Genomic DNA, 15,688 nt, shown 5'->3' with positions numbered 1-15,688 from the left:
GGGGTTTAGGTTTTTCGCCCGTCCTGGGTGACACTCCATCCATGATGACCGAACAGCCCGTACACGCAAGCACTTCACCGGGGGCGGGAATGGACCGCGTCATCGCGCGCAAGCCCGCGCCCTGGTGGCGCCGCCGCCCGGTGGTGATCGCCGTGTTGCTGGCGATCGGCGCGGTGCTGGTCTGGCGGTTGCTGCCCGCCGCCGGGTCGACCGACATTGCCGCCGCCAATGTCGAGACGGGCGAGGTGACGCGCGCCGCGTTCGACGATTATCTGCCCGTCCGCGCCACCGTCACGCCGCGCATCACGACGCTGGTCGGTGTCCTGTCGGGCGGGCAGGTGGAAAAGCTGATGGCGCAGGACGGCGAGATGGTCGGCGAGGGGCAGCCGCTGGCCACGCTGGCCAATCCGCAGCTCAAACTCGACGTGCTGACCCGCGAGGCGCAGATCGCCAGCCAGCTGGGCGGCGTGGCGAGCGAGGGGCTGGGGATCGAGCGCAATACGCTCGACCGGGCGGCACAGGTGGCGCAGGCCGAATATGACCTCATCAAGGCGCGCCGCGACCTGGGCATCCGCCGCCAGCTTCACGATCAGGGTTTCCTGTCGGACGCGGGGGTGAAGAGCTTCGAGGAGGAGGCCGCCTATCAGGAAAAGCGGCTTGCCCAGTTGAAATCGGGCCGCGCGACCGAGGCGCGGATCACCGCCACCCAGTCCGCCCGGCTGAACGACACCCAGACGCGGCTGTCCGGCAATCTGGCGGCGGTGCGCGCGGGACTGGAGGCGTTGACCATCCGTGCGCCCGCGGGCGGGCGGCTGACCAACTTCACCATCCAGCCCGGCCAGACGCTGAAGCCCGGCGACCCGGCGGGACAGGTCGATAGCGAGGGCTCGTGGAAGCTCGTCGCGCAGGTCGACGAATATTATCTCGGCCGCGTCGCGCTGGGCCAGTCGGCGACGACCTCGGAGGGGGCGAGGCTGACCGTCTCCAAGGTGTTGCCCGCCGTGAAGGACGGGCGGTTCCAGGTGGAACTGACCTTCGACAAGGCACCCGCCGGGCTCAATCGCGGGCAGACGATCGATATCCGCATCACGCTGGGTGCGGCCAGCCGTGCGGTGGTGGCGCCGGTCGGCGGCTGGCTGGAGACGGGGGGCAGTTCGGCCTTCGTCCTCGACCCCGATGGCGCCCATGCCCGCCGCCGTGCCGTCCGCATCGGCCGCCGCAATCCCGAACAGGTGGAAATCCTCTCCGGCCTCAATCCCGGCGAGCGCATCGTCATCAGCAACACCGCGTCCGTAAAGGGCGACATCCTGAACATCCGATAAGGGGGAAGATCAATGATCCGACTGGAAGCCATTCAGCGCCGCTACGTCTCCGACGAGGTGGAGACCACCGCGCTTCACGACATCGACCTGCATGTCGCGGCGGGCGAATTCCTGGCCATCATGGGGCCGTCAGGCTGCGGCAAGTCGACGCTGCTCAACACGCTGGGCACGGTCGATCGGCCGACCGGCGGGCGATACATGTTCGGTGACCGCGATCTGGCGGCGATGGACGAGAAGCAGCTGGCCAAATTCCGCGCCGAGACCCTGGGCTTCGTGTTCCAGAGCTTCAACCTGATCGACGAACTGACCATCGAGGAGAATGTCGCACTCGGCCTCGCCTATCGCAGCGACGTGGGGGATCGGCGCGGTCGGGTGGCCGCCGCGATGGACAAGGTCGGCATCGCCCACCGGGCGCGCCACTTCCCGCACCAGCTGTCGGGCGGCCAGCAGCAGCGTGCCGCTATCGCCCGCGCGATCGTGGGCGATCCAAAGCTGATCCTCGCCGACGAGCCGACCGGCAACCTCGACACCGCCAATGGCGAGCAGGTTATGAACATCCTGACCGGGCTGAACGATGCTGGCGCGACCATTGTGATGGTGACGCACTCGCCCAGCCATGCCGACCTCGCCAAGCGCCGCATCGACATGCTCGACGGCCGCATCGTCGCCAGCGCCATGCGCGCGATCTGAAAAGGACATTCCGATGAAGAAGATGATTTCCGCCATCGCCCTGCTGTCGCTCGCCGCCGTTGCGGCACCCGCACAGGAAAGCGCGCAGACGACGCGCGGCTACGACCTGCGCGGCTTCGACCGGATCGACGTTGGCGGGTGCGATATCGTGACCGTCTCGCTGGGTTCCGGCTATGCCGTGTCGGCGCGGGGGCGGGCGGCCAATATCGACCTGCTGCGTATCGACACCATTGGCGGCGCGCTGCGCATCCGCCGCAAGGACAATAGCTGCAACGGCCATGACCGCCGCGTCGCGATTGCCGTCACGCTGCCCGCGATCAGGGCGGTCAGGCTCAGCGGTGCGGCCGAGATGAACCTGCCCGCCCTCGAGGTACCGGCGTTCGCGGTGGATACCAGCGGCGCGAGCGTGCTTCGCCTGTCGACGCTGCGTAGCGGCACGACCAGTTTCGGCCTGTCAGGGGCGAGCGGCGTGACGGTGCGGAGCCTGCGTGCCGAACGCGTGAAGCTGGACATGTCGGGGGCGAGCGTCCTTCGCGCGGACGGCGATACGGGGCAACTGACCATCGACAGCAGCGGGACGAGCGAGGTGAATACGCGCGCCCTGTCCGCACGGCAGGTCACGATCGGCGCGAGCGGCACGGCCCATGTGCGCGTCGGTGCCTCCGAACAGGCGAATGTGAGCGCCAGCGGCATGGCCGATGTCAGCGTCGAGGGAAATCCCCGCTGCACCGTCGCCAGGAGCGGGCTCGCCCGCATCGCCTGCGGTCGATGACCGTCTTGTCCGGGGGCATCACATCATGAACAGCTTCGCGCTTCTGTCGCTCTATCGCTCGCTTGTGCGCCACAAGCTCTACGCCGCGCTCAACATCGGCGGCCTGGCGGTGGGGATCGCCGTCTTTCTGGTGCTCAGCCTCTATGTCCGGTTCGAGACGGGGTATGAGAAATGGCTGCCGGATCATGACAAGCTGTATCTGGTCGAGGAATATTGGAACATGCCGGGCAGTCCGGTCGATGGCTATTCCACCGGCACGATGGGCGGGCTGATCGACCAGCTTCGCGAGGATTTTCCCGATACGGTGGGCACGCGCATTCAGGTCATGGATGTGAACGTGGTGCGGGGTAACACGGCGACCACCGAACCGCTGGGTTATGCCGATGCGAATTTCCTCGATATCGTACGCTTGCCGATCGTGGCCGGCGATGCCGTGCGCGCTCTGCAAGTGCCGGACAATGTCCTGATCAGTGAAACCATCGCGAAGCGGTATTTCCCCAACGGAAATCCGGTCGGACAGGCGATGACGCTGACCATCCTCGGAAAGACGGCGCGCTATCGCATTGCCGGTGTCTTCCGTGATCTGCCGCCGGATACCGAATTGCCCTATTCGATGCTGGTCAAGACGCCCACGCCGCATCCCGACCCCATGTGGAACCACTGGGGCAGCGAGAGGGTCTGGACCATTCTCCGGTTCGACACGCCGCAGGCCGTCACACGTCTGCAAGCGCAGATGCGAGCCTTTGTCGATCGCCGGGCCAAGGAACAGGGACCGTCCGCCAAACTACTCAGCCTCAGGATCAATCCGCTGTCGGATATCCATCTGCAGACGTCCCCCGGGCGCAAGATGACCGTCGTGACCTTGGGTATCGTCGGCCTGCTGACCCTGCTGATCGCCATCGTCAATTACGTGAACCTGGCAACGGCGCGTGGCGGTTTGCGGGCGCGGGAAGTCGCCATGCGGAAGGTTCTGGGTGCGAATCGCACGGCTCTGATCCGCCAGTTTCTGGGTGAAGCCATATTGATCGCGGCCTTCGCTGCACTGGGCGGCCTGATTCTCGCCGAACTGGGCCTGCCGATGATCAATGCCGCCGGGGGACTGAAGCTGTCGCTCGACTATGCGGTGGTGCTACCCGGACTGGCGGTGTTGGCGCTGTTCGTCGGAGGTCTGGCGGGACTGTACCCGGCGCTGATGCTGTCGCGCTTTCCGGCGGCGGCGGTGCTGGCCTCGTCCCGCTCGCCGGGCGGCGGCCGGGCGGGGGCGCGGGTCCGCGAGATACTGGTGGTGTTCCAGTTCGCCCTCGCCATCGCCTTCATGATCGGAACCGTGGTGCTGATCGCACAGACACGGCATGTCCGGAACACGGATGTCGGGTTTCGGCGGGATGGTCTGGTGACCGTCAGTTCGACCAGCGACAGCGCTGTCACAGAGCCGCAACTGACCGCATTTCTTACGCGAGCCGCGTTGCTGCCCGGGGTGCGATCGGTGACGACGTCCGACTCTTCGCCGGGGGCTAGTAGTTTTAACAGCGACAATTACGCGGTACCGGGGAAGCCTGAACCCGGTGCCAGCCTTCAAGCGATCATCACGTCGCCAAATTTCTTTCCGACTTTCGGTATCAAACTGCTCGCTGGCCGCTTGCCTGACGATGCACATCGCGCGGATGATGCGCGCAACGCGGACGATGCTACGCGGACAGTCCCTAATGTCGTCATCAACCGCAAGGGGGCCGAGGCACTGGGCTTCGACAGCCCGGAGGCGGCGATCGGCAAGACGGTCGGGCGGAACAATCCCCGGACGATCATCGGCGTGGTGGAAAATGCCCGCTTCTTCTCGCCGCGCGATCCCGTCAATTCGACCATGTATTATTATCATTCGCGCTTCTCGACGATCCCGCGCACGACTCTGCGCGTCGAGGGTGATCCTCGAGAGACGATCACAGCGCTCCGCGGCATCTGGAGCCAGATCGCGCCGCAGGTTCCGTTCGAAGCGAAGACCGCCAGCCAGAATATGGAGGAATATTACAAGGCCGACGATCGGACCACGCGCCTGTTCGGGATCGGTGCGGGTCTCGCGGTCCTCATCGGCTGCGTCGGGCTCTGGGGCCTGGCCTCCTTCAATACGCAGCGGCGGGTGAAGGAGATCGGTATCCGCAAGACGCTGGGTGCCTCGGCCACCGATATCGTCCGCTTGCTGGTCGGGCAGTTCCTGCGGCCGGTGCTGATCGCCAATCTGATCGCCTGGCCGCTCGCCTATGTCGCGATGCGGACGTGGCTGGCGGGGTTCGACGACCGGGTGGCGCTGTCGCCGCTCTACTTCGCGGCCGCCACGGCGCTGGCGCTGGCCATCGCGGTGCTCACCGTGCTGGGCCAGTCGCTCAAGGCCAGCCGTGCGGCCCCTGCCTGGGCATTGCGTCATGACTAGGCGGCGGGCGTGGCTGCTGATGGGGGTGGCCCTGATCGCGGCCGCCCCCGCCTCGGCGGAAACGCTGCGGGAGGCGATGGCGGCGGCGTGGGAGGGCAATCCCGAACTCGCCGCCGCGCGTGCCCGGCAGGAAGCGCTGGCCGAGATGCCGAACCAGGCACGCGCCGCCGGGCGGCTGACGGCGGGGGCGACCGGCAATGCGGGGTATGATCGTCTGGGTTCCGATGGCACGGGCGTGCGCACCGGCTCGACCTCGGCGCTGGGCGGTGTCAATGCGACCCTGCCGATCTGGACCGGCGGTCGGGTGTCCTCGGCGGTGCGGGCGGCGAAGGGGGATGTCGCGGCTGGCGGCGAAGGCTTGCGTGATGTCGAGGCCGATGTGCTGGAGCGGGTCGTCGGCGCCTATGCCGACCTGCTCTATACCCAGCAGGCGGTCGAGGTCGCGCGGGTCGGGATCGCGCGGCTCGACAGCCAGGTGGCGGAGGCCAGGTCCCGATACGGCCTGGGGCAGGCCACGCGCACCGACGTCGCACAGCTGGAGGCGCAGCGGGCCAGCGTCGTCGCCAACCTGGTCGATGCCGAGGCGGCGGCGGCCACCGCGGCGGCAGCGTACCGGGCGATCGTGGGGCGCGACGCGGGCGTGCTGGACGCGACGATCGCGACGCCCGCCGCCCTTCCGCGCACCCTGGCCGACGCACGGGCGGCGGCGGAGGCCGGCAACCCGCTGCTCCTGGCCCAGCAACGCCGGGTGGAAGCCGCCACCGCACGGATCGACCAGGCGCGCGCCGATGGTGCCCCGGCGGTCGATCTGGCCGGTGGCTATGGGCGCGGCGTGCAATGGGCGGGAGGGCAGGCGAACGGCTTCGACAGCGCCGCCAATGCGGGGCTGGCCTTGCGTATTCCATTGCTGACCGGCGGCTTGGTTGCCTCGCGCGTGCGGCAGGCGGAGGCGGTGCGGCGGGCGGAACGCTTTGATGCGGATGCCGTGGCGCGCGGCGTGTTGCGGGCAGCCGACACCGCCTGGGCCTCGCTCACCGCCGCGCAAGGACGGCTGACGGCGAGTGCGCAGGGGCTGAAGGCGGCCGATTTGGCGTTGAAGGGCGTGCGGGCCGAATATGGCTTCGGCCTGCGCTCGACGATCGACATATTGGTGGCCGATCAGAGCTATCGCGCGGCGCAGCTGGCGGTGGCGCGGGCGCAGGTTGATGTGCTGATCGCGGAGGCGGCCTTGCTGCGCGCGACCGGGCGGATGGGGCGGGGGGCTTTTGGTTGATGGGTGTCTCGCAGAAACCGGACTGAGCGATCGCCCCCCGACTTATCCCGCCGCCCGATCCCCTTCGGCCGGACCCGATACCGCCATCGACAGCGTCCGCCGGAGCAGGGACGGCGAGCACGGCTTGCCGCACACCGCCGCGCCCGGATAGCGCGATTGCAGCGCGTGTTCGTCGGCATGGCCCGAATGGAAGATCAATGGCACCCCCGCTTCGTGCAGCCGCTCGGCCGCCGGGAAGACTTCGCCGTCGCGCAGGCGCACGTCCAGGATCGCGCAGGCCAGCTCGGGCTTGTCGCCGTCCAGATGCGCCAGCACATCCTCGACGCTGACATAGGGGCCGTCCACGCGATAGCCGCCATCCTCGATAATGGACTGAAGATCCAGCGCGACGAAGAATTCGTCCTCGACCAGCAAAATGGTTTTAGTCATGCGAGAGTACCGTCTCCGGCAAGGTAAGGCTGAGGAGGAAACGCCCGTCGAGGCTTTTGCGCTCCAACTCCGCCCCCAATTGGCGTGAAGAAGTCTGGACGAGCAGCGTGCCGAAGCCCTTGGCACCGGTATCGTCGGGCACCTGACCGCCGGTTTCGGACCAGTCGAGCCGCAACTTGCCGTCCGCCAGCGTCCAGCCGACCGACAACTCGCCCGAAGGCTGCGCCAGCGCGCCGTATTTGACCGAGTTGGTGGCCCATTCGTGCAGGATCAGCGCCAGCGGCGACAAGCAGCGGCGATCGACCAGCAGCGGTGGGCCATCGATGGTGATCGTCGACTGTCCGCGATAGGGGGCGATCGTCGCCTCGACCAGCGCGGCCAGCTCGATCGCCTGCTGCTCGCCTGCCGGGGAGGCGAGCGAATGGGCGCGGCCCAGGGTCGCGATCCGCTCGCGCACATCGTCGGCCATTTCGGTCACGTCGTCATGCGAACGTGATGCCGCCGAGACGATGCCCGAGATGATCGCGAACAGGTTCTTCACCCGGTGGTTCATCTCGCGCAGCATCAGCTCGCGCGTCTCGGCAATGGCATATTCGGCGGTCACGTCGATCGACACGCCGACCATCCGGTGCGGCGCCGAAGAGGTCACGACCCGGCCGAAACCCTTGATCCAGCGTTCCTTGCCATTCAGGTCCAGCCGGAACGTCATCTCGAAATCGCCGCGCCCGGCCATCGCCTCGGCCAGCGCCAGCTCGACGCCGGGCCGGTCCTCGGGGATGATCCGGTCGAACACCTGATGCACCTGGTCCGCCGTATCCTGGGACGAAAAGCCGAACAGGTGGCGGCCCGTCTCGTCCAGGAAGATCTCGCCGGTGCCGCCGCGATATTCCCACACGCCGATGCCGCCCGCCTTGATCGCCAGGTCCAGCCGCTCGCGCTCGGCGGCGAGTTCGCGCTCCAGGCTCAGCGCGTCGGTGATATCGGTCAGCACCAGCGTCGCGCCATCGATCCCGTCGCCCTGGGTGCGATAGGGCAGGATGCGCAGCGACAGGGTGCGCCCGCCGTCGCGCGTCGTCACCCGCTGCTGCATCGCCGCGCCGCCGCCCGCGACCTGCGCCGCGCCGTCGAGATAGTCGGTCGTCGCCAGCCGGGTGGACACATCGGCCAGCAGCCGCCCCCGGTCGCTGGGCTGCAGCGGGAAGATGGCCCGCGCCGCCTCGGTATAGCTGCGGATGCGCAGGTTTCGGTCGAGCACGACCACCGCGAGATCGGTCGATTCGAAGAAGTTGCGCAGGTCGGAATTGGCGACGGTCAGCTGGTCGACCTTTGTCTTCAGCTCGTCATTGACGGTCGACAGTTCCTCGTTCGTCGATTGAAGCTCCTCGTTCATCGACATCATTTCTTCGTTGGAGCTTTTCAGCTCCTCATTCGCCGTCTCCAGCTCCTCGACCGTGGACCGCAGCCGGTGGCGGGTCAGGCGCAGCTCGTCCTCCAGCGCCTCGATATGGTCGTCACCCGGTTCCAGATCGGCGAGGTCGCTCGCCTCGACCGGACTGAACGGCGCGGAGTCACGGAACAGGAACAGCAGCGATCCGTCGGTCAGGGGGTCGCAGATCACCTCGACTTTCTGGACGCCAAATTCTGTCGTCACCGCCACGTCGCGCGCCGCGATCCGCTTGCGCGCGTCACGCGCCTGGCGGAGCATCGGGCCGATCACCTCGCGCAGGCCGGGACGGGCCAGCGTGATCGCACCCGATCCGCCCGCGCGGGTCACGGGGAAGTTGAAGTATCGGCTCAACCGCCCGAACGCGGCCAGGATGCCGCCGTCCTGGTCCACCACCATGCTGGGCGGGGAATAGCGGTCGACGATGCGGCGCATCGCCGTGCTCTCGTCGCCGCTGGACGACCCTCCGTCACGCTCGCCCCGCTCGCCGCGCCGACGCGGGCTGCGGCTCATGCCGCCGGGCAGGTCGATGGGGTAGGAGGGGGAACCCGGCGACCGTTCGAACAGCCGGGCATGGCCGTCGATCGCGGGGAAGAGATGGTCGAACCGGCCGACGCTCTCCGACGGTCCCAGGAACAGATAGCCGCCCGGCCGCAGCGCATAATGAAGCAGCGGCAGCACCGATTGCTGCAACCGGTCATCGAAATAGATCAGCAGGTTGCGGCACGATACCAGGTCGATCCGCGAAAAGGGCGGGTCCTTGACCAGGCTGTGGTTGGAAAAGCGGATCATGTCGCGGATCGGCGCGGCGATGCTGAACCGCTCGGCATGCGGCATGGTATAGCGTTCGCGGAGATGGGCCGGAATATCGGCCATGGCGGAGGCGGGATAGCTGCCCTCGCGCGCGATCTGGAGCATCTGTTCGTCGATGTCGGTCGCGAAGATCTGCACCGCCAGCGGCTGCCCGCTTTCACGCGCGGCCTCGGCGAACAACATGGCGATGCTATACGCTTCCTCGCCGCTGGAGCAGCCCGGAATCCAGATGCGGATATCCTCGTCGGGGTCGCGCTCCCGCGTCAGGGGTTCGACCGCCCTGGTGCGCAGCGTCTCGAACAGTTCGGCATCGCGGAAGAAGCGGGTGACGTTGATCAGCAGGTCGCGGAACAGGGCCTCGCACTCGTCCGCATCGCTCTACACCCGCGCCAGATAGGCCGAGCCGGTGCCGATGCCGAGCACATGCATCCGCCGCTCGACCCGGCGAACCAGCGTCGTCCGCTTATAGCCCGAAAAGTCGTGGCCTACCGCGTTGCGCAGCACCCGGCACAGATCGTCGATATGGTCGGCGACGACCTCGGCCTCCTGCTCCTTCGGATCGCCCGAACGGCGCGCGAAAAAGGCATGGAGGCAATCGAGGATTTCGCCGGGAGGCTTGACGAAATCGACCAGCCCGGTGCCGACCGCCGACAGGGGCATCCCGTCATAGCGCGCGGTTTCGGGCTTCTGGACGACGCTGACGCCGCCATTTTCCTTGATCGCGCGCAGGCCCGTCGTGCCGTCCGCGCCGGTCCCCGACAGGATGACGCAGGCGGCATTGGCCTGCTGGTCGCTGGCCAGCGACAGGAAGAAATCGTCGATCGGGCGGCGCAGCCCGCGCGGCTGGACGAAGTCCGTCAGCTCCAGCACGCCGCCGCGAATGGCGAGGCCCCGGCCGGGCGGGATGATATAGACGCGGTCGGCCTCGATCCGCTCCAGCCCCTCGCACTGGCGCACTTCCAGATTGGTATGCCGGTCGAGCAGTTGGGCCAGCATGGACTCGTGATTGGGGTCGAGATGCTGGACGACGACGAACGCCATGCCCATCGGCGCGCGCGCCGGAGTCAGCATCTCGCGAAGCGCCTCCAGCCCGCCCGCCGATGCACCGATGCCGACCACGGGCACGGGCACGATACCATTATCCTGATGGGTGGCGGTCTGCGGAGACTCTGCGTCCGCGCTCACGGAAAGGCGGCCCGGTCGAGGTCCGACAAGGTGAGCTTGGCTTGCGCGATGGTCGCGGCGGTGTTGGCGATGGCGGTCAGCGACCCCTCCAGCACGATGCCGCTTTCCGCCAGGATCGGGGTCAGCTTGCCCAGCGTGCGGCCCAGTTCCGCATCATAGGCGGCCAGCCGCTCGGGCTGTGAGCGGCTGACATCGAATTGCGACGCGAAAATATAAGGCATCTCGCCGCCCAACTGACGCAGCTTCGACATGTAGAGCAGATTGACGAAGGGCGAGCCGTCCTTGCGGAAATTGATCAGCATGGTGCGGACGTTGACCTGGCGATCATTGGCAAGGAATTCGCGGATACGCTCGCGCGCTTCGCTGTTGTCGGCATCGCGCTGGAGCATCCGGCAATTGCGCCCGACCACATCCTCGCTGGTATAGCCCGTCAATTCGCGAAAACCGTGATTGATGAAGATCAAGGGATTGTCATCGCGCGCGTCGGCCAGCGCCAGGGCGATGGGGGACTGGTCCAGATAAGCGGCCAGATGACTGGGAATTTCAATATCGTGCACGTAACCTGGCTCCATGACGCGCATTCGCATGGCGTCCTTCCCTCCGCAAGTGCCGTGACCCCCGGCGCCCCCCGAAAACTTCACATGGGTGAACCCTTCGGGGCACCATGACGTTCCCGCCGTCTTACGAAATCATTGCGACGGCGGAACGGGCGAAGCCGTGGTCGGGACGGGGCGCGGCCCCAGCCAGGACTGGCGGAAACGGGTCTGTTCGGGTGTCAGCGGCTGGCCGATCTTTTCGTTCGGCATCACCTCGATCGTCGGATCCTCCGCCAGCGTCAGGATGGTACTGCGCTCGCCCCCGCGCTGGCGATAGACGATGGGAAGGCGGTCGCCGGGCGCATGGCGCGACAGGATCGCGGTCCACGCCTGCTGGTCGGCGAGCGGACGGCCATCGATGCTGACGATCCGGTCGCCCTTGTCGAGCCCGGCATCGTAAAGCGGCGTGCCCGGCATGGTCGGTGCGGTCAGCACCATGCCGCCGTCGAGCGGACCCGGCATGCCGCCCGCCCAGGCTGCCTTCGGGTTCTTCTGGCGCAGGGTCAGTCCAGCCTGAGCCAGCAACGGCGCGAAGTCGGGCAGGCCGCTGGCGGTGATGCTTTGCGCGAAGAAGCGGTCGGCAAAGGCCTGATCGCCCGTCACCTGTCCCAGCGCGACGCGCAGATCGTCGGGGCGATAGCTGCGCTCGGGCTTGCCGAAGCTACGCCACAGCTGGCGCATATAATCGTCGAGCGACAGCTGCGGGAAACGTTGCCGCAGCTCCATGTCGAGCGCCAGCGCGATGACTGCGCCATACGGATAATAGGAGAAGAAGATGTTCGGGTTGGTCGGGTCGATCGACTGCGCCGCATCGACGAAGGGCGCGCGCAGGCTCATTTCCTGCGGCCCGCCATAGCGGCGCGCCGGGGAATTGATGAGCGCGTTCAATGTGCCCGACAGCTGGGCGATATAGTCCTGAACCGGCATCTCGCCCGCACGGACCACAGCCAGCGGGCCATAATATTGGGTGAAGCCCTCGGCCAGCCAGAGCGACGGCGTGGCGTTGGCGCGGGTGAAGTCGAACGGCTCCAGCTCGCCCGGGCGGATGCGCTCGACATTCCAGCTGTGGAAGAATTCGTGGCTCAGCGTCTGGATCTGCGAGAATTTGCCCGCCGCCAGCGAGCGCGCCTGGCTGATGACGGTCGAATTGCGATGCTCCATGCCGTCGCCGCTGATCTGCGGCATGTAATCGGCGAGGAAGGTGTAGGTGCCATAGTCATAGGCGGGCGTCTCGCCGAAGATGGCGATCTGCTGCGCCACGACCTTCTGCGCCATCGCGGCGAAACGGTCGAGATCGGCGGGGCTGCCGTCATGGTGGACGGTCAGGCGGATGGTGTAGGTCTTCGCCCCGTTCGCAACCGTCCAGTGACGCTCGTCCCAGGCGGACAGCTCGACCGGGCTATCCATGAAATATTGCAGGTCGCGGGCGGTGAAGACGGTCGGGTCGCTGGTCGGCGCGAGCTGCGTGGCGATCTTCCACCCGGCTTGCGGATGAAAGCGGACGCGGATCGGTCGTGCGTCCTGCCCCACCGCCCACAGGAAGGTCGCGGGGATATTCAGCCGGGCATGGGTCGGATCGATCTGCGCATAGGTGCCGTCGCCCCGGTCGCCGAACAGCGTGTAGCGCACCGTCACCGTGCCGTCATGGCCGACCACGGTCCAGCCGTAAGGATCGGTCCGCTCGACGGTCAGCGGCTTGCCCGCGCCGTCGACGGCAGACACCGAATAGACGTTCTTGGCGAACTCGTGCAGCGCATAGCGGCCGGGCGAGGAGCGGGCCATCTGGAAGCGGACGGGCGTGCGGTCCAGCCCGCGATAGGTGACGCTGACCTGCGCCTCGTGATGCTGGGCGCGGGGGAAGGCGATGTCATATTCGACCGGCGCCTGCGTGGCTTGAGGTGCGGGAGCGGTCTGCGCCGCGACCGGCTGCATCGCCGTGGAGGCCAGCGCCACCGCCGCCGTCATCGCCAGAAACCGCATTCCATTCCCCTTCGTGTCCGTAAGTCCGCGACTTAGGCATGGAGACTGGCCATGGTCCACCGCTTTTCCGGGAAAGGGCTGATCCGCCGGGAGCCGGCCGAATCACTGCGCGGCCCGCCCCGCAGGGCTGGTCCAGTGATCCGAAATGTCAGGAAAATCTGGAGGCGCGACCGGGAATCGAACCCGGGTGCAAGGATTTGCAGTCCTCTGCGTCACCACTCCGCCATCGCGCCGTCGCCGCGCAAATGCTGGGGTTTTCGCCTCCCGTCAACACCCGAGTTCGCACTTTTCTGTGGATGGTTCGCACTTTCGCCATTTTAAGCACCGCGCACGCCCTCCATTTTTTCGACGGCCGAACGCGCGGCAATGCGCTGCGAGGCGTATTTCATAGCCATCTTGAATGTCGAATGTCCCAGCACCGATTCGATCTCGGCAACCGTGCAGCCTGCCTCCTCCATGCGCGATCCAGCTGCATAGCGGAGGCCATGGATAGATCGATCGTTGGGCATCTCCTTCATGCCGTAGAGCGCCTGCCTGATCGCCTGGGAGAGGCTGTTGGCGGTGAATGCCTTGCCGGTCACCGTCGTGCACACGACGACGCCTCGTGCACTCCGCCGCAGCTGCTCGAGATGATTGCGCAATGCCGTATGGCAGGCGATGTCGAGCATCGCGCCAGTCTAGCTTTGCCTGACGCGCACGACACCGCCCTGAAACTGCTGCCAGGTCATTCGCACGATGTCTTCGCGGCGCTGACCGGTATAAAGCGCAATCATCACAGGAGTGACCAAGTGGGGCGGGCAAAGCGATAGAAACAGCTCCACCTCCGCATCCGACCAGACGACGTATTGCTTCTTGCCACCCTTGGGCTTCAATTCCTTGATGCCCTTGGCGGGGTTTAGGCCTTCCGGCACCAAGCTGCTTTCATCAGCCCAGCTGTAGAGGCGGCTGACCATTTGCTTGATCTTGTGGGCCTTGCGGGTGTTCGCGGCGTGATCATCGCGAACGGCCTTGATCATGGCCAGCGTGGTGAAGCGATATTGTTGGTCGCCCAGCTCTTCGTCGATGAGGCGAAGGGTGTTCGAATAGTCCTTCTGCGTAGCATCCGCGAGGCTCTTGAATTCGACACTTCGCTCATACTTGCGGATCAGCCAGGCGAAGCTGCCCCGATCGACGGCGCCTGCGGGCTTGCCGATCAGTTCGATCAGTTCAGCATATTTGCGCAGGAACGGCCCCTCGCCGGGCGCGCCGGGCAGGGCAACCCGCCCCACGGCGGGATGCCGGAAATACCAGTATTTGCCCTTTTTGGGGCCATCCAGGTACTTCAGCTTCTTATCCCGGCCAGCCGCCGGCTTTTTAGCCGCGACCATTCCTACGCCGCGCGAGGAACGCGCGCTCCTGGTCGATGGCGGCACGGTCTGCGTCGGCGCCATCGATTATCTGACCGCCCATGCGATCAGCGAAGATGTCCAGCGACCGCCGGTCGTACAGAACCTTGCGGCCCCGTTCGATCGGCACGATCCCGAGCAGGCGGAACGTGTTTTTGCTCATGCTGTAATATGCGGCCGCCATGGCGATCGGCATCAGCCGTGGCCAGTCGGGCAGGTTTTTGCGGTTATCCATGATCACCCCTCACCCCGCACGGGGCAGCTAGGCTCACAGCCCTCCAAGGTGGAAGGAGCCGGGACGGCTATTGCGAAAAGGTCGTGGCGGCTGCCCATCAGTCTACTACCGCGAAACCGTTGAGCAGCCAGAGCATGCGGGTCCACGCATTGCGAAGACCCTGCCCGAGCGGCAAGACGATCTCCGGTAATTCGAAACCGGACATATCCGCAATATATGCGCCTTCGCTCTTCGGGGATCTCGTGGGCATGAAGGCGTTCGGCATGAGCCCGCCCTGTTTACTGCCCCCGCCGTGGCTGACGAGAATCAGATTGGCTTCGTCGAACTTTGGCAGGCGAGGCTTGAGAGTGCCACTTGCTCCCCATTCGTCGAGTTGCATCATGCCCGTCAGACGGTCGTACTCCGCATCGATTTCCGGTGTGATCAGGTCGACGCTGTCGCCAAGGATGTCCGCCATATTTCCGGCGCTGATGGCGAGCCGTAGTGCGACCAGCGTACCGATCTCCGACGGCGTGAACAGCCGGGTCTTTCCCGGCTGGACCGCCACGATGCCTAGCCAGCTATAACGGCTGATCCATCCAGCGATCGTGGGACGGGGGCGGGCGAGGATCGTCGATACCTGCCCCGCAGTGCAGATCGGCTGGTCATACTGGGGGATCATCATACCGTCGTTCATCGCGCAAACCCTTCCTGTTGACAGCTAAATAGTATTAACCTGTTTAGGGTTCAATAGGATCCGGCTTGGTGATGCCTTGCAAGCAGACGATTTGCGCCTGCCAGCCGCTGCGCATCGGCGAGCAACGCGCGCCGGTCATCCTCCCACACTTCCTCGTTTTGGAGTGCGAGCCGCAGCTTGTAGAGGACGGCCGCTTCGTGTGGTGCCGGATAATCCATGAGCGCCGACCGAGCTTGATCGAGATTGCTATAGAGCTGGCCAAGTCGATCGGACGGTATTTGGTACCAAGGCTCCTTCTCAATCCGGCAACGCCGTTCGTACCAATCATCTACCTCCTTCTGCTTCCCGCGATGCGGGTCGAAGGCCGGAAATGAATGATAGGTATGTCCCATGCGCACGGTCTCGCCATATGGCTCCCGACCCTTGGGATGGATGACGATTTGCATTGACGGCTTCGGTCCGG

Annotated in this window: 15 protein-coding genes and 1 tRNA gene; 5 read left to right on the top strand and 11 right to left on the bottom strand. The window is 66.0% G+C overall.

Going from position 1 to position 15,688, the window contains the following annotated elements; translation table 11 throughout:
* Window positions 1-89: 89 nt before the first annotated feature.
* From SP5_RS16350 to SP5_RS16330, 5 genes are read left to right on the top strand one after another with little or no spacing between them, the layout of a single operon-like run.
* Window positions 90-1,322: an efflux RND transporter periplasmic adaptor subunit gene (locus SP5_RS16350; protein ID WP_042490674.1), complete on the top strand. Its 1,233-nt coding sequence runs from the start codon at window positions 90-92 to the stop codon at window positions 1,320-1,322.
* A gap of 12 nt (window positions 1,323-1,334) precedes the next feature.
* Window positions 1,335-2,012, top strand: a complete 678-nt coding sequence (locus SP5_RS16345) for an ABC transporter ATP-binding protein (protein WP_042490673.1) — start codon at window positions 1,335-1,337, stop codon at window positions 2,010-2,012.
* 13 nt (window positions 2,013-2,025) lie between these two features.
* Window positions 2,026-2,784: a GIN domain-containing protein gene (locus SP5_RS16340; protein WP_042490672.1), complete on the top strand. Its 759-nt coding sequence runs from the start codon at window positions 2,026-2,028 to the stop codon at window positions 2,782-2,784.
* A gap of 25 nt (window positions 2,785-2,809) precedes the next feature.
* Window positions 2,810-5,209 (top strand): ABC transporter permease, encoded by a 2,400-nt coding sequence (locus SP5_RS16335; RefSeq protein WP_042490671.1) that lies wholly within the window; start codon window positions 2,810-2,812, stop codon window positions 5,207-5,209.
* Window positions 5,202-6,482, top strand: a complete 1,281-nt coding sequence (locus SP5_RS16330) for a TolC family outer membrane protein (protein WP_042490670.1) — start codon at window positions 5,202-5,204, stop codon at window positions 6,480-6,482. The genes SP5_RS16335 and SP5_RS16330 overlap by 8 nt, the downstream gene beginning before the upstream one ends.
* A gap of 42 nt (window positions 6,483-6,524) precedes the next feature.
* Here the strand turns inward: SP5_RS16330 and SP5_RS16325 are convergent, their stop codons facing one another.
* The 11 genes from SP5_RS16325 to SP5_RS19325 form a co-directional block, all read right to left on the bottom strand.
* The gene (locus SP5_RS16325) at window positions 6,525-6,911 is read right to left on the bottom strand and encodes a response regulator (RefSeq protein ID WP_042490669.1); all 387 of its coding nucleotides are present in this window, start codon (window positions 6,909-6,911) and stop codon (window positions 6,525-6,527) included.
* Entirely contained in the window at window positions 6,904-9,504 is a 2,601-nt protein-coding gene (locus SP5_RS16320; RefSeq protein WP_281177348.1) for a CheR family methyltransferase, read from the bottom strand. The genes SP5_RS16325 and SP5_RS16320 overlap by 8 nt, the downstream gene beginning before the upstream one ends.
* Window positions 9,505-9,546: 42 nt before the next feature.
* The gene (locus tag SP5_RS19825) at window positions 9,547-10,299 is read right to left on the bottom strand and encodes a chemotaxis protein CheB (RefSeq protein WP_245613523.1); all 753 of its coding nucleotides are present in this window, start codon (window positions 10,297-10,299) and stop codon (window positions 9,547-9,549) included.
* Between the two features lie 50 nt (window positions 10,300-10,349).
* A complete protein-coding gene (locus SP5_RS16315) occupies window positions 10,350-10,910 on the bottom strand; it encodes a PAS domain-containing protein (RefSeq protein ID WP_245613522.1) in 561 nt (186 codons plus the stop codon).
* Window positions 10,911-11,042: 132 nt separating this feature from the next.
* Entirely contained in the window at window positions 11,043-12,929 is a 1,887-nt protein-coding gene (locus SP5_RS16310) for a M61 family metallopeptidase (RefSeq protein WP_052811605.1), read from the bottom strand.
* A gap of 159 nt (window positions 12,930-13,088) precedes the next feature.
* Window positions 13,089-13,162: transfer RNA gene (locus SP5_RS16305), tRNA-Cys, on the bottom strand.
* 84 nt (window positions 13,163-13,246) lie between these two features.
* Complete coding sequence (locus SP5_RS16300) at window positions 13,247-13,597, bottom strand: tyrosine-type recombinase/integrase (protein ID WP_042490668.1); 351 nt, start codon at window positions 13,595-13,597, stop codon at window positions 13,247-13,249.
* A 9-nt stretch (window positions 13,598-13,606) separates the two neighbouring features.
* Window positions 13,607-14,296: a site-specific integrase gene (locus SP5_RS16295; RefSeq protein WP_052811604.1), complete on the bottom strand. Its 690-nt coding sequence runs from the start codon at window positions 14,294-14,296 to the stop codon at window positions 13,607-13,609.
* Window positions 14,283-14,555, bottom strand: coding sequence for a DNA-binding protein (locus SP5_RS18605; protein ID WP_157013780.1), 273 nt, complete (start codon window positions 14,553-14,555; stop codon window positions 14,283-14,285). The genes SP5_RS16295 and SP5_RS18605 overlap by 14 nt, the downstream gene beginning before the upstream one ends.
* 91 nt (window positions 14,556-14,646) lie before the next feature.
* Window positions 14,647-15,225, bottom strand: coding sequence for a hypothetical protein (locus SP5_RS16285; protein WP_042490665.1), 579 nt, complete (start codon window positions 15,223-15,225; stop codon window positions 14,647-14,649).
* Window positions 15,226-15,275: 50 nt separating this feature from the next.
* Window positions 15,276-15,688 (bottom strand): hypothetical protein (locus tag SP5_RS19325; RefSeq protein WP_217995709.1); only part of this gene is annotated, 413 nt, incomplete at its 5' end.

It is taken from the genome of Sphingomonas parapaucimobilis NBRC 15100 (assembly GCF_000787715.1).
GTDB classification, from domain to species: Bacteria; Pseudomonadota; Alphaproteobacteria; order Sphingomonadales; family Sphingomonadaceae; genus Sphingomonas; species Sphingomonas parapaucimobilis.
The sequence above is the reverse complement of the archived record's forward strand: the minus strand, read 5'-3'. Positions and strand labels throughout refer to the sequence as shown.

Excerpts from the sequence above, each read along its gene's own strand:
- SP5_RS16325 (WP_042490669.1), bottom strand. The coding sequence starts at position 6,911 with ATGACTAAAACCATTTTGCTGGTCGAGGACGAATTCTTCGTCGCGCTG.
- SP5_RS16295 (WP_052811604.1), bottom strand. The coding sequence starts at position 14,296 with ATGGTCGCGGCTAAAAAGCCGGCGGCTGGCCGGGATAAGAAGCTGAAG.
- SP5_RS16345 (WP_042490673.1), top strand. The coding sequence starts at position 1,335 with ATGATCCGACTGGAAGCCATTCAGCGCCGCTACGTCTCCGACGAGGTG.
- SP5_RS16340 (WP_042490672.1), top strand. The coding sequence starts at position 2,026 with ATGAAGAAGATGATTTCCGCCATCGCCCTGCTGTCGCTCGCCGCCGTT.
- SP5_RS16330 (WP_042490670.1), top strand. The coding sequence starts at position 5,202 with ATGACTAGGCGGCGGGCGTGGCTGCTGATGGGGGTGGCCCTGATCGCG.
- SP5_RS16310 (WP_052811605.1), bottom strand. The coding sequence starts at position 12,929 with ATGCGGTTTCTGGCGATGACGGCGGCGGTGGCGCTGGCCTCCACGGCG.
- SP5_RS16350 (WP_042490674.1), top strand. The coding sequence starts at position 90 with ATGGACCGCGTCATCGCGCGCAAGCCCGCGCCCTGGTGGCGCCGCCGC.
- SP5_RS16300 (WP_042490668.1), bottom strand. The coding sequence starts at position 13,597 with ATGCTCGACATCGCCTGCCATACGGCATTGCGCAATCATCTCGAGCAG.
- SP5_RS16285 (WP_042490665.1), bottom strand. The coding sequence starts at position 15,225 with ATGAACGACGGTATGATGATCCCCCAGTATGACCAGCCGATCTGCACT.
- SP5_RS16335 (WP_042490671.1), top strand. The coding sequence starts at position 2,810 with ATGAACAGCTTCGCGCTTCTGTCGCTCTATCGCTCGCTTGTGCGCCAC.